This window comes from Candidatus Thiodiazotropha sp. CDECU1, assembly GCF_963455295.1.
In the GTDB taxonomy this organism is placed as follows: domain Bacteria; phylum Pseudomonadota; class Gammaproteobacteria; order Chromatiales; family Chromatiaceae; genus Thiodiazotropha.
Genome location: NZ_OY734020.1, coordinates 4,047,348 through 4,060,266 on the forward strand (window position 1 = coordinate 4,047,348; position 12,919 = coordinate 4,060,266).

Here is a 12,919-nt window from a genome sequence, read left to right on the forward strand (position 1 = left end):
GCCAGCGAATCCAGGATTCGCAGCAGAGAGGATCAAGGTAAAACCGGGATCATCCCTCTTCGGCGATCATTGCATCATAGCCACTCGCATCAAGCAGCTCATCCATGCCACTTGTGTCTGTCACTTTGACCTTGAACATCCAGCCACTACCGTAGGCATCCTCATTGATGGTTTCAGGTGCCCCATCGAGGGTTTCATTGATGGCGATGACTTCACCCGAGGCCGGGCTATAGACATCGGAAGCAGCCTTGACTGACTCTACCACAGCGCAGTCGCTACCAGCCTCGACCTGGGCACCCACCTCAGGCAGGTCGACAAAAACCAGGTCACCCAGTAACTCTTGTGCATGCTCGGTGATACCGATGGTGAAACTGCCATCGCCCTCATCTTTAATCCATTCGTGGGACTTGGCATAGCGTCTATCAGTAGGTGTAGTGCTCATATTTCTTACCTTCGTGGAGAATAGGTTACAGGGTCATCCCGTTAAGTCGTTTGCATTCCGGATTATAAGTCGATGATGGCTTTGCCATTGCGCACAAATGGCGGTTTGACAAATTGTGCCTTGATACGTTTGCCGCGCATTTCAACCTCACAGGTCTCACCAATATCGGGCAGGACCCGGGCAAATGCGATGGACCGCTCCAATGTGGGGGCATATCCACCTGATGTGATCTCACCGATCTCCCTCTCACCGTCATACAGCTTTAAATGGTTACGCAGCACCCCACGTCCGGTCAATACCAAACCGATGAAACGCCGCTTTTGCGGATCATTACGCTGTTGTTCCAGCACTGTACGGCCGACAAAATCCCGTTCCGACGGATCCCAGGCAATGGTCCAGCCAAGCCCGGACTCCAGGGGGGAGGTCTCTTCGTCCATATCGGACCCATACAGATTCATACCCGCTTCCAGGCGCAGTGTATCCCTGGCACCGAGTCCACATGGCTCAACCCCGGCCTCACGCAATTGTTGCCAGAAAGAGGGTGCCTGATCCGCCGGCAGCATGATCTCGAAGCCATCTTCACCGGTATACCCGGTTCGGGCCAGAAACCATTCGGCATCGGCAACCGCATTGAACGGTTTCAGGTCAGCCGCAGTCTGTTGCAACACTTCCGACATCAGTGGCAGCGCCTTGGAGCGGGCATTGGGTCCCTGTACTGCGATCATGGCGAGATCGCGACGGGGGGTGATGGTTACCTCATAGGCCCCCGATTTCTGTTCCAGCCAAGCCAGATCCTTGTCTGTGGTACCGGCGTTAACAACCAGGCGATACCAACTGTGGTGCAAATGATAGACGATAAGATCATCCACTACCCCTGCCGATTCGTTAAGCATACAGGTATAGAGGGCCTTACCCTGATGCTTCAACTTATCCACATCGTTGGCCAGCAGGTAGCGTAAAAAGGGTTTAACACCAGCGCCCTTGATATCGACAACGGTCATATGCGATACATCGAACATACCCGCATCTCGTCGCACCTGATGATGCTCCTCCAGTTGCGAACCATAGTGCAATGGCATATCCCAACCGCCGAAGGGAACCAGTTTGGCGCCCATCGATTTGTGAGTATCGTAAAGAACGGTCTGTTTATTCATGATCTTCTCCCGGTCCAAAACGCAAAAAAGGGCGGCGCAGATGATTAATTCATCCGCGCCGCCCCTCTGTCCAAAACCTGAGAGTTTGGCGCTGCACTCGTCGGGCTCGGCATGATGTAACACCATCACCGTCTCTCCAAACAACGTCAGTAAGCGCCTGCCCCTTCGGTGGGTGCTGTTACACCACTCTCCAGAGTCGACCTAAATCCCTCGCTGATTGCCTTACACAAGGTGACTTTCTCCCCCACGGTCCTTTTGCCTGAGCGATTCCGGGCGGGATTGCGCCTTCGGCGCCGGTTTGAGCCGGCCTCTCCCACGGGGGTGGATCGAGTTGACGACTATACCTTGCCGCAAACCGCTTGCCAATTGCGAAAAACCTTGCAGGCGACCCCGTTTCATCCCTCAGAGATGGGGCTGTAACAATCTGCGATAGGAGCGTCACCTGGCCAGGGGCGGCAGCTCACCACTCATCCCCATGGCCCGACGAATCAGCTGATGTTTGACAATTCCGGACCTGTTGGCCAGATCAAGGCCCAGATTACGCATCAGTTTGAGCGGCATCAGATCATTGCTGAATATTCGCTTGAACGCATCCATCGCCGCCAACATGGCCAAATTCGGACCCTTTCTCGCTCGTTCATAGCGTCTCAGGGTGACCATCGAACCTATTGCTCTGCCCGCAGCATGGGCCTCAATTATCACATCGGCCAGGGTCATGGCGTCCATGAAACCGAGATTGACCCCTTGCCCCGCCAAAGGATGCATGGCGTGGGCCGCATCCCCCACCAGGACGAAACCTGGACGACAATAGGTTTGGGCATGTCCAAGTCGTAGCGGGAAGAGGCCACGCGGACCTACCTCCACCATCTCACCCAGTATCGCCTCGCTGGCAAGGGTAAGTTGATCGCAGAACAACGCATCGGAGAGTGCCATCAACTCATTCGCCTGGTTTGGTGAAGTGGACCAGACAATGGAACAGCGGCCATCATCTATGGGAAGCAGCGCCAATGGCCCTCGCGGCATGAAGCGCTGCCTGGCCGTCTGTTGATGGTGGCGTGCGGGTTTGACCGTTGCGACAATGGCGTGTTGATCGTAATCCCAACCCTTGGTACCGATATCCGCCATCTCGCGCATTTGCGAATCTCGACCGTCCGCCGCAACGATGAGTTTCCCTGTTATTTGCTCACCACCCTGTAAAACCACACCCGGCAGCGGTTCCAGTTGCAACGCCGCTACGCTTGCAGGGAAACACAATCTGACATTGGGCAGGGTCTCCAGCCGCTCCCATAGCGCCAGCTGGGTGACACGGTTTTCCACGATATGGCCCAAGTCGGGCTCGCCAATCTCAGCCGCGCTGAAATGGATTCGACCGCTACCCTCTGCATCCCACACCTCCATATGGGTATAGGGACTGATACGCATCTCGCTCATCCTGGACCATACTTGCAGGTTTTCCAACATGCGTTGAGAGGCGCGGGTAAGGGCGGAGACGCGCAGATCGACTTCATCCAATGGCCAACTACGTTGCGGCTCTCTCGCCTCGAGGATACAGATACGCATCCCGGCATCGGCGGCAGCACAGGCCAATGCGGCCCCCACCATGCCACCACCTACGATAATCAGATCGTACATTTCGTCAGTCAAGAGATACTCCCCGAGCCAGTCTTGGCAAGCGTCCATTCAATCCCATGAATTGGCGTGCCACAAGATGCTTCATACTGGGAGCAACATCAAGACCCACCATGCCCATGTTACGAAGCAGTCTTACCGGACCGAATGGATTAGCGAAAAAACGTGCCAGGCTATCGGTAATCATGGCAACACTGTTGTGATCTTTTTTGCGCCATAATGCATACTCCTGCAACAATCCAATATCACCTGGATCAGCGCCCCGTTGGGCAGCTGAGGAGAGCAGATCTGCCAGTACCGCAACATCCCGCAGACCGAGATTGAACCCCTGCCCCGTTACCGGATGAATTGCATGCGCGGCATTTCCAATCAGGGCTACCCGGGGACGAACCTGTTCAGCCGCCTGGCGGAGACGCAATGGGTAAGCAACCCTCTTACCCAGTTCATATAAACCTCCAAGACGATAACCGAAACGGTCCTGCAGTCTGAGCAGGAAGGCATCATCCTGCAAGACCATCAGTTCGGCAACCTGGTCATCCCGCGCCGTCCACACCATGGAGAGGCGATCATCAAGCATTGGCAACAATGCCAAGGGTCCACTATCGGTGAATCGCTCATAGGCGACACCATGGTGTGCCTGTTGAGCGCGCAGATTGGCAATGATGGCGGTTTGGCCATAGGACTTCTCTTTCAGCCCAATCGACAGAAATTGTCTGACCTGGGATTCACCACCGTCGGCAGCCACCAGCAGGCGTGTATTGAGACGTTTCTCACCACTATCCTGATCGATACAGACCTCAATCTCTTGGTCAGATACGGCAAAACTCTTCAGCCTGGCCGGACAGATCAATTCTACGGCTTGACGATCAACCAGGTCCTCTATTAAAGCCTCACCCAGTGCGCGTGCGGTCACCACATACCCCAAGGCCTCGACCCCTTCATCATGATGGTTGAGTCGGGTAAAACCAAAGTGGCCACGATCGGAGATATGGATGCCTAGTATCGGCTCTGCGGCGACCTGGATGGATTGCCATACACCCATCGCCTCCAGGATGACGCGGCTACCCCAGGAGAGGGCAATCACCCGGTCATCGAAACTGGGTTGGGAAGAGGATTCAAGCGGCCAGGCTTCGATGACGCCGATGCTCAATCCCTGGCCGCTCACTGCATGCGCCAGACTGGCGCCGACCATGCCGCCGCCAACGATCAGAAGATCAAAATCTTGTGCCATATCATGCCGCCATAATGGCCTCAATCTCAGCCACTGATTTTACAATATCCTTGGTTAACACATCACAGCCATCCTTGGTCACAACCACATCATCTTCGATACGGATGCCGATGTTCCACCACTTCTTGGCCACACCCTTGGAACCGGAGGGAATGTAGATTCCGGGTTCGATGGTTAAAGCCATGCCCGGCTCCAATAAACGCCATGTACCGTCGACCTTATAATCACCCACATCATGAACGTCCATACCGATCCAATGCCCGGTGCGATGGGGAAAATAGGCCTTATACTTCTCTTCGCGTATTAACTTGGCCAGAGACCCCTTGAGTATTCCCAGCTTGATCAAGCCCCTGGTAATGGTACGCACCGCAGCATCATGTGGATCATTCCAATGATTGCCCGGCTTGACCTTGGCAATTGCCGCCTCCTGTGCAGCTAAAACCAATTCATACAACTGTCGCTGGGGTTCGCTGAAACTACCGTTGACCGGATAGGTACGAGTGATATCCGAAGCATAGTAGTCTACCTCACACCCGGCATCGATCAGCAACATCTGCTGCTCACCAACCTTATCCCCATTCTCAATGTAGTGAAGTGTGCAGGCATTTTTACCCGCACCGACGATCGGGGGATAGGCCTGGGACTTGGCGCCCAGATCAGTGCACTCACGCACGAACTCCGCTTCAAGTTGGTACTCCCATAACCCAGGCTTGCAGCGCTGCATCACCTTCTTGTGCGCCTTGGCGGAAATCCTTGCAGCCTGTCGCATCACCTTCAGTTCCGACCGGCTCTTATACAGCCGCATTTCATGCAGATAGTGATCAAGGGCAATAATCTCGACAGGCCCCTGAACACCACTGCGCGCTTCACAGCGAATAGTGTTGATCCACTCCGAGAGGCGTTTATCGAACTTTGCATTGCAGCCCATGATGTAAAAGATGCGCTCACACTGCTCAAGCATGCGTGGCAAGATATCGTCCAGGTCTCCAATCGGGAAGGAATCATCGGCTTCATACTCATCGCAAGCGCCTTCCTGTCCCGCTATGGCACCATCCCACTGCTCCTTAACCGGGTCCCGCTCCCTATTGAAAAGGATATATTCCGCCTGTTTTCTTCCCGGAATCAGAACCAGTACCGCCTCTGGCTCAGGGAAACCGGTCAAATAGTAGAAATCACTGTCAGGGCGATACGGGTAGTGCACATCTCGATTACGAATCAGCTGTGGTGCCGTGGGCAGTATGGCAATACTACCTGGTCCCATCATGCGCATCAGTTCACGTCGCCGCCGCTTGAATTCACTCTTCAACATGGCCAGGTCCCCGGACATCAGACAGATCACCCCAGATAAGTAAGGTCACCACTTTCAGGAACTCCTGCAGTTCTGTATAGGCCTGCTCTGTCGCATCACCTGACTCGAGTAACTCATAGTCGAGTTGAGTGAAATGGGATATATCCTGCAATGCCTCCCTGGCATCACCCTCGAATTGCTGATCGGTGATACCTGACATGCCCAATCCATACAGATAGCCTTCACACCACTCGCTCAATGCCTTGGCCCTGGTGGAGATAGGTTGAGAATCGTCAGGAAGATAGGGCATGAATGTCAGGTCGTCATTCCCGATCTGGTCACGGGTTACATAGTACAGTTCACCGATCAGTTCTCTGGCCTCGCGCGCCAATAGATCCTCTTCTGGCCAATCCTCGAACAGTCCAGCCATCCAATCGATATGGCTTTGACTGGTTCCGGCGCACACCAGTCCACAAATCACGCCATGAATCTCACTCGCGCCCAGATCGAGTCCGATTGACTTCAGCGCCCCATCAACACGGGAATAATCGGGCATCTGGCTATTCTCAATCATCTACAAATTCCTCTATCATATAGGTCAGTTGCCTATGTAGACTCACTACACGACGCTTCTTCTGCATTGCAGGACAAAAACAGGGTATTGGCAGTGACAATCAAATTGGTGTTAACAGGCCCTATGAACAAATCATAACATGCAGCCGTAGAGATTGACCCACCACTGTCAGACCACTATATTGATGGCCATGACTGATAAAGAGACACAAAATCCGGCAGATTTGGACCTGCACAAGCTTGAAATCCGGGTCGAAGAGCTTATCCGGGCCTGCTCCTACCTCAAAGATGAGAATAAATCACTGCGTGCCACCCAGGATAACCTGGTAGCTGAACGTGCTGCGCTCATCGAAAAGACAGAACTGGCGCGTGCCCGGGTTGAAGCCATGATTACACGACTGAAATCGATGGAAACACCCCAGTGAGCAACGATTCATTGCCTGTAACAGTCAATATCCTCGATAAAGAGTACCGTATTTCCTGCCTGCCAGAAGAACGAGAATCCCTTTTGCAAGCAGCGGCCTATCTGGATGGCCAAATGCGTGAAATCAGGCAGAACGGACGTATCATAGGCACCGAAAGAGTTGCGGTCATGGCCGCACTCAATATTGCCAATGACCTGCTATCCAACCAGCAACACAGGGAAGACGGTTCGCAGAACATATCGCGCCGCATAAAAAACCTTCAAGAAAAGATTGAGATTGCACTCAACACAACCAATCAACTGGAACTTTGATCAAAATAGGTTTAGCCTAGAGGTATGACATCCCCTGCGGTGTACGTAAGCAACCAGGGTATTTTCTTGAGCCTAACAACTACCCAGGGAACATGATGATAGTGCCGTTGTGCATGTCCGCACTCCAGCGGAAAGCCTGAGGTACTTCTGTTGTTCCCACTTGAGCCCTCTGGTTCAGGAACAACGGTTTGCGACGGCACAGGTGGGGGATGTCTCTTATCCAACCCCGCTCAGACAATGGAATCACACGAGATCCGGCATAGAATCAAGGCCCATCGGCAGCAGTTAACTCAGCAAACGCTCAATTTTCATAGCCGAAAGGTCCTTCGCCTGGCAAGAAACTACATACCCTTTAGGCATAGCCGGCGCATTGCGTTTTACTTCGCTGTCCGGGGAGAGATGGATCCGGCTCCCTTGTTACAACTCGCCCAGGGTACCGGGAAATCGGTTTTTTTACCCATTTTGCGCGATAGACCAACAAAGGGGTTGTGGTTTGCACCCTTTACAACCCAAACCGGCTTCACAACAAACCGTTTTGGTATACCGGAACCGAACTACAGGCATAGTAAGTTAGTCATGCCATGGGCACTGGACCTGGTATTCGTACCTCTGATTGCATTCGATAGAGAAGGTAATCGCCTGGGGATGGGAGGGGGTTACTACGACCGGACATTCGCCTTTAAAAACAGACGCAGTCATTTAAAAGGCCCAACACTGGTTGGTTTGGCGCATGAGTTTCAACAGCAATCACAAATATCAGTTATGCCTTGGGATATACCACTCGATGCTGTCATTACGGAAGCTGCGATATACAACTTCACTTAATATGAACATATAAACGAGTGTTCATAGCATCATTTTCCTGCCTTTCACTACCCGCAAACTACACTTAGCAAGTGTTGTATAACAACAACGAATTGAAATAATTGATAAAAGATTGCTTTCTATTCTGGATTTTTTTAAAAGCTGAATTATACTCAGTTCATCTATCAGGTAGTTCTCTCGGGAGGGAATGTAAATGGCGAAGAAAAAAGCCGCCAAAAAGAAGGCAACAGTAAGACGTTCAACCACAACCAGGAAGGCACCCGCAAGGAAAAGGGTTGCTAAGAAGAAGGCAACGACGAAGAAGAGAGTCGCAGCCAAGAAGAAAGTATCGAAGAAGAAGGTAGCAACCAAGAAGAGAGTTGCTAAGAAGAAGACCGCAAAGAAACGGGTAGCAAAAAAGAAAGCTACGGCGAAGAAGAGGGTTGCTAAGAAGAAAGCAACCAAGAAGAGGGTCGCTAAGAAGAAGGCAACCAAGAAGAGGGTCGCCAAGAAGAAGGCAACCAAGAAGAGGGTTGCTAAGAAAAAGGCAACCAAGAAGAAGGTTGCCAAGAAGAGACCAGCTAGGCCCAGGAAAGTAACGCCTCGCAAGAAAAGAACAGCCAAATAAGACTGTTGGTTATAGCTAAACTAAACCCCGCTCTGCGGGGTTTTTTTTATCCTGCCCGGTTCTGATTTTGCATATTTCAAAGCACTTTGAATATATAATAATTGACTTATAATTCAATTAGTTAATCCGGTATTCAGATAACAGACCGGAACCGGCATGATACTTAACTTTGGAATTCCGCATCCGGGGGATGAGTGACTATTGAAGCGCAACTGATCGGGCCCTTGGTGAGTGCAACATAAAGATGATACATATCTGACTTAACTTATCAGGTATGCCCACACTGATGAGCCTAGCTGACTCCCGCAAATAACTTGTAGGCTGGATTCTCCGTCTCATCCCAAAACGGATAGTTGAGTTTCTTCAAACGCCTGAGCAGGGTGTTTTTCTCCGCGTTCGACAACTGTATACCCATCAACACACGCCCATATGCGGCGCCATGGTTACGGTAGTGAAACAGGCTGATATTCCAATCTGTACCCAAATTGTTCAAAAAATAGAGTAGTGCACCAGGCCTTTCTGGAAACTCGAAACGTATCAACTTCTCTCCATCGATACCTTGAGCATGTCCACCGACCATATAACGAATATGCAGTTTGGCTGTTTCATTATCGGTCATATCCACTATGGAATACCCCTTGTCAATGAATCGCTGAAGCAGCTTCTCTCTCTCCTCATCACCATCACTTAACTCGATACCGACAAAGATCTGTGCGCGTTTTGCATCACAATAGCGATAATTGAACTCTGTGATGCTGCGTTTTCCTATCAATTTGCAAAAACGCAGAAAACTCCCAGGCTGTTCTGGGATCTGAACCGCGAACAGGGCTTCTCTGCGCTCACCAAACTCCGCACGCTCAGCCACATGGCGTAGTCGATCGAAGTTGATGTTTGCACCACTATTGATGGCAACCAGGCGTTTGCCTGTTATCCCCTCGCGTTTTACATAGCGTTTTAACCCGGCAATCGACAACGCCCCAGCTGGCTCTGCGGTGGTGCGTGTATCATCAAATATATCCTTGATTGCAGCGCAAATTTCATCTGTATTTACCAGAATCACTTCATCCACCACCTGTTTTGCCAGGCGGTAGGTCTCTTTGCCCACCTGTTTTACTGCAACCCCATCCGCAAATATCCCCACCTGCTTGAGTGTTACGCGCCGCTTTGCCGCCAATGCATTGTGTAGCGATGGCGCATCCTCAGGTTCAACCCCCACAATCTTCACCTGGGGATAGACATATTTGATATAGGCGCCGATGCCTGCAATCAAACCACCTCCACCGACTGGTATGAATACCGCTTCGGGGGGTAACGGATGTTGTCTCAGCAGCTCCATTGCAATCGTCCCCTGACCGGCGATGACCTCCGCATCATCGAATGGATGTATGAAAGTCAGCCCCCCTTCCTGAGCGATCGTCTGTGCACGTGCATAGGCCGCATCATAGGAATCGCCGGCAAGGATAATCTTCGCCCCATAACTCTTTACAGACTGGACCTTGATCGGTGGTGTCGTCTTTGGCATCACAATCAAGGCCTGAATCTTCAGCTTTTGCGCTGCCAAGGCTACACCCTGGGCATGATTGCCGGCTGAAGCGGCAACCACACCCTGGCGTTTGACTGAATCCGGCAGGTTAACCATCTTATTGTAGGCGCCACGTAACTTGAACGAGAAAACAGGCTGCAGGTCCTCCCGCTTGAGAAACACCTCATTATCAAGCCGTAACGAAAGACGATTGGCTCTATCCAGGGGAGTCTCCCTGGCTACATCATAGACACGGGCGCGAAGTATTTTTTCTATATAACGTTGTGGCATGGACTCATCCGATATCAGACCCTTGACGACAATTGTCGGGCGACACTCAATATCCTACTCGTAAACCTGACATTCTTCATAGGTATGGTTATTATTACTCACACTCAAAGAAAAAGCTTTGGTAACCTGCTAACCCCGTATTATTTGTGCCAATGTGTAGTTAATTTTCTAGATTATGGGACCGCCATGGGGATAATGACCATTGAACCTCGCAGTTTACCTCCCACAATCCGCTTTTTTGGCTCACTTATCTGAGCTATGAAAATAACCTTGTTCGGCTCCGTTATATTTCTACGGTCCGATGTAATGACCGCCGCAGGAGAATAAAATGAATGCAGACGATCTTAAAAAACAGGCCGCTGAGGCCGCTATTGAATATGTCAAAGGCGGCATCATAGGAGTAGGCACGGGTTCAACCGTCAATCACTTTATCGACTTTCTGGCCGGCATCAAAGGTAAGATCGAAGGTACTGTCTCGAGTTCAGAAGCCTCCACCGAACGTTTGAAGGCTCACGCTATTCCCGTGTTAGACCTGAATGCCGCGGGAGAGCTTGATATCTACATCGACGGAGCAGACGAATCAGATCACTATCTCAACCTTATCAAGGGTGGCGGGGGTGCGCTGACCCGGGAAAAGATCATAGCTGGGGCAAGCAGAAAATTCGTCTGCATAGCGGATGCAAGCAAATTGGTCGACGTGTTGGGCACATTTCCACTCCCGGTGGAGGTCATACCCATGGCCCGCAGCCATGTTGCCAGGCAATTGGTAAAGTTGGGCGGTACCCCAATCTGGCGAGAAGATTTTATCACCGACAATGGCAACCTTATCCTGGATGTCCACAACCTGGAGATCATGAAGCCGAGAGAGATGGAGAATGCCATCAACGCCATAGCTGGCGTGGTCACAACCGGTATTTTTGCCATGCGCGGTGCCGACGTACTGATTTTGGGCACCGAACAGGGGGCCAAAACGATATTACCAAAATAGCACTGGCGTAAAAATAGCCAAACGACTTATTCCAGGTTCGTCTTTACTGGTGGAAAGCGTTCGTCCAGGGCAACCGACGGTCCATCCGCGGTTACGATCCTGGCATGGTGCCGGCGCAACTCGCGAGGTGACTTGACGCCACAGGAGTGGGCGATGACCCCGACCTCATGCACCAGGTGACCGACATAGCTCGCCACCCGCTCGGCCTTCACCTCCGGAACCAATCCCTGTTGCAGTTTCGGATCATGGGTCGTGATACCGGTAGGGCAGGTATTCTTATTGCATTGCAGGGCCTGGATACAACCCAATGCAAACATGAAGCCGCGTGCTGAGGTTACAAAGTCAGCGCCCACACAGAGTGCCCAGGCAATATCAGCCGGTGTAATCAGCTTGCCTGAGGCAATCACTTTAATGCGCCCTCTCAGGCCATAAGCATTGAGTTTATCGACCAAAATATAGAGGCTCTCCCTCAGAGAGAGGCCCACTGCATCGATAAGCGGCATCGGTGCTGCACCTGTACCACCGTCACTCCCATCCAGGGTGATGAAATCGGGGGCATACTCTACACCGCTTTTCTGGATCTCCGTGAACAGTTCCTCCAGCCAATGGGGACCGCCGATCACAGTTTTAAAGCCCACCGGTTTTCCGGTCACATCCCTGACCCGCTTGATCATATCCAACAGGTCCTTGTTGCTGCGGATATCGATATGCCGGTTTGGGCTGATCGCATCCTCGCCAACCGCAATCCCTCTGATCTCTGCTATCTCCGGGGTCACTTTACCGCCGGGCAGAATACCGCCCTTACCCGGCTTGGCGCCCTGGCTCAGTTTGATCTCAAACATCTTGATCTGAGGATTACTCGCGACCTCGCGGAGTTTATCGTCACTCAGGTTTCCCGCCAGATCACGTACCCCATTCTTTGCTGTACCGATCTGAAATACGATATCCGCACCACCCTCGATGTGATGAGGAGAAACGCCACCTTCACCGGTATTGACCCAACACCCCGCCTTGTTCGCTCCCATGGAGAGTGCCAGCACGGCCGGTTTGGACAATGCCCCATAACTCATACCAGAGATATTGAACAATGAGTCGGTCATATAGGGAGTGCGGCAGCCTTCGCCGATGCTAATCGCACCAGGTGGCACCGCATCCTCTCCCAAGGTCGGGAACGGGCAGTTGACGAAGAGAATCGAGCCAGGACGACGAATATCCCGGGTTGAACCGAAGGCAACCGTATTCGGCAGGTCTTTACAGGCCCTGTAGACCCAGGCCCGCTGGGCGCGATTGAAGGGCAACTCCTCCCGGTCCATGGCAAAGAAATATTGGCGAAAGAACTCCCCGAGGTGTTCAAAAAAATAGCGGAAGTGACCGATTACAGGATAGTTGCGACGAATCGCCGTCTTGGTCTGTGTCACATCATAGATATAGGTGACAATCACTGCTACGAGCAGACCGGCCAATAGCAGCAGCAACACAATCGCAAACACCTCTAAGGCACCGTATAGAAAGCCCCCATTTGTAAGCGCTGCTTCGTTCATATCTACCCCCTGCATTTTCGCCAACCGTAGAACAGGTGTTACGGCGCAAGATGAGTCAGATGGAAACTACTAGAGGGTCAGCGGTACAACTT

General features: G+C 51.9%; 13 protein-coding genes, 1 other RNA gene and 2 riboswitches. Of the genes, 6 read left to right on the forward strand and 8 right to left on the reverse strand.

The genetic code is table 11. The features are described from left to right. Positions 1–49: 49 nt before the first annotated feature. The 6 genes from gcvH to R2K28_RS18545 form a co-directional block, all read right to left on the reverse strand. Entirely contained in the window at positions 50–442 is a 393-nt protein-coding gene (gcvH, locus tag R2K28_RS18520; protein ID WP_116446258.1) for a glycine cleavage system protein GcvH, read from the reverse strand. A gap of 62 nt (positions 443–504) precedes the next feature. Next, on the reverse strand, positions 505–1,596 hold the full coding sequence (gene gcvT / locus R2K28_RS18525; RefSeq protein WP_316366817.1) for a glycine cleavage system aminomethyltransferase GcvT: 1,092 nt from the start codon (positions 1,594–1,596) through the stop codon (positions 505–507). 56 nt (positions 1,597–1,652) lie between these two features. Beyond that, positions 1,653–1,800: riboswitch (glycine riboswitch) on the reverse strand. Between the two features lie 33 nt (positions 1,801–1,833). Continuing rightward, positions 1,834–1,922: riboswitch (glycine riboswitch) on the reverse strand. 112 nt (positions 1,923–2,034) lie between these two features. Then, on the reverse strand, positions 2,035–3,240 hold the full coding sequence (locus R2K28_RS18530) for a UbiH/UbiF/VisC/COQ6 family ubiquinone biosynthesis hydroxylase (RefSeq protein ID WP_316366818.1): 1,206 nt from the start codon (positions 3,238–3,240) through the stop codon (positions 2,035–2,037). Further along, positions 3,233–4,456 (reverse strand): 2-octaprenyl-6-methoxyphenyl hydroxylase, encoded by a 1,224-nt coding sequence (gene ubiH / locus R2K28_RS18535; RefSeq protein WP_316366821.1) that lies wholly within the window; start codon positions 4,454–4,456, stop codon positions 3,233–3,235. Before ubiH ends, R2K28_RS18530 begins: the two co-directional genes overlap by 8 nt. Position 4,457: 1 nt before the next feature. Further along, positions 4,458–5,765 (reverse strand): aminopeptidase P N-terminal domain-containing protein, encoded by a 1,308-nt coding sequence (locus R2K28_RS18540; RefSeq protein WP_442871453.1) that lies wholly within the window; start codon positions 5,763–5,765, stop codon positions 4,458–4,460. Further along, positions 5,752–6,318 (reverse strand): UPF0149 family protein, encoded by a 567-nt coding sequence (locus R2K28_RS18545; protein ID WP_316366825.1) that lies wholly within the window; start codon positions 6,316–6,318, stop codon positions 5,752–5,754. Before R2K28_RS18545 ends, R2K28_RS18540 begins: the two co-directional genes overlap by 14 nt. Before the next feature lie 190 nt (positions 6,319–6,508). Here R2K28_RS18545 and R2K28_RS18550 point away from each other — a divergent pair, with 190 nt between their 5' ends. The 5 genes from R2K28_RS18550 (at position 6,509) to R2K28_RS18570 (ending at position 8,485) form a co-directional block, all read left to right on the forward strand. Further along, positions 6,509–6,742 (forward strand): TIGR02449 family protein, encoded by a 234-nt coding sequence (locus R2K28_RS18550; protein WP_116447872.1) that lies wholly within the window; start codon positions 6,509–6,511, stop codon positions 6,740–6,742. Further along, positions 6,739–7,053, forward strand: a complete 315-nt coding sequence (locus tag R2K28_RS18555) for a cell division protein ZapA (protein WP_116447870.1) — start codon at positions 6,739–6,741, stop codon at positions 7,051–7,053. Before R2K28_RS18550 ends, R2K28_RS18555 begins: the two co-directional genes overlap by 4 nt. A gap of 28 nt (positions 7,054–7,081) precedes the next feature. Continuing rightward, a non-coding RNA gene (gene ssrS / locus R2K28_RS18560) (6S RNA) lies at positions 7,082–7,266 on the forward strand. A gap of 24 nt (positions 7,267–7,290) precedes the next feature. Then, the gene (locus tag R2K28_RS18565) at positions 7,291–7,878 is read left to right on the forward strand and encodes a 5-formyltetrahydrofolate cyclo-ligase (RefSeq protein ID WP_316366827.1); all 588 of its coding nucleotides are present in this window, start codon (positions 7,291–7,293) and stop codon (positions 7,876–7,878) included. Between the two features lie 193 nt (positions 7,879–8,071). Next, on the forward strand, positions 8,072–8,485 hold the full coding sequence (locus R2K28_RS18570; RefSeq protein WP_316366829.1) for a hypothetical protein: 414 nt from the start codon (positions 8,072–8,074) through the stop codon (positions 8,483–8,485). 292 nt (positions 8,486–8,777) lie between these two features. Here the strand turns inward: R2K28_RS18570 and ilvA are convergent, their stop codons facing one another. Further along, entirely contained in the window at positions 8,778–10,298 is a 1,521-nt protein-coding gene (ilvA, locus tag R2K28_RS18575; protein WP_316366831.1) for a threonine ammonia-lyase, biosynthetic, read from the reverse strand. A gap of 328 nt (positions 10,299–10,626) precedes the next feature. Between ilvA and rpiA the strand changes: the two genes are divergently transcribed. After that, positions 10,627–11,286: a ribose-5-phosphate isomerase RpiA gene (gene rpiA / locus R2K28_RS18580; RefSeq protein ID WP_316366832.1), complete on the forward strand. Its 660-nt coding sequence runs from the start codon at positions 10,627–10,629 to the stop codon at positions 11,284–11,286. A gap of 26 nt (positions 11,287–11,312) precedes the next feature. On the opposite strand, the gene R2K28_RS18585 is transcribed toward rpiA, so the two are convergent. Continuing rightward, entirely contained in the window at positions 11,313–12,827 is a 1,515-nt protein-coding gene (locus R2K28_RS18585; protein WP_316366834.1) for an FMN-binding glutamate synthase family protein, read from the reverse strand. Positions 12,828–12,919: the final 92 nt, after the last annotated feature.

Bases quoted from the DNA above. Each gene is read 5' to 3' on its own strand.
- R2K28_RS18550 (WP_116447872.1), top strand. From the start codon at position 6,509: ATGACTGATAAAGAGACACAAAATCCGGCAGATTTGGACCTGCACAAG.
- R2K28_RS18585 (WP_316366834.1), bottom strand. From the start codon at position 12,827: ATGAACGAAGCAGCGCTTACAAATGGGGGCTTTCTATACGGTGCCTTA.
- ilvA (WP_316366831.1), bottom strand. From the start codon at position 10,298: ATGCCACAACGTTATATAGAAAAAATACTTCGCGCCCGTGTCTATGAT.
- ubiH (WP_316366821.1), bottom strand. From the start codon at position 4,456: ATGGCACAAGATTTTGATCTTCTGATCGTTGGCGGCGGCATGGTCGGC.
- gcvH (WP_116446258.1), bottom strand. From the start codon at position 442: ATGAGCACTACACCTACTGATAGACGCTATGCCAAGTCCCACGAATGG.
- R2K28_RS18565 (WP_316366827.1), top strand. From the start codon at position 7,291: ATGGAATCACACGAGATCCGGCATAGAATCAAGGCCCATCGGCAGCAG.
- R2K28_RS18540 (WP_442871453.1), bottom strand. From the start codon at position 5,765: ATGTTGAAGAGTGAATTCAAGCGGCGGCGACGTGAACTGATGCGCATG.
- R2K28_RS18545 (WP_316366825.1), bottom strand. From the start codon at position 6,318: ATGATTGAGAATAGCCAGATGCCCGATTATTCCCGTGTTGATGGGGCG.
- gcvT (WP_316366817.1), bottom strand. From the start codon at position 1,596: ATGAATAAACAGACCGTTCTTTACGATACTCACAAATCGATGGGCGCC.
- R2K28_RS18570 (WP_316366829.1), top strand. From the start codon at position 8,072: ATGGCGAAGAAAAAAGCCGCCAAAAAGAAGGCAACAGTAAGACGTTCA.
- rpiA (WP_316366832.1), top strand. From the start codon at position 10,627: ATGAATGCAGACGATCTTAAAAAACAGGCCGCTGAGGCCGCTATTGAA.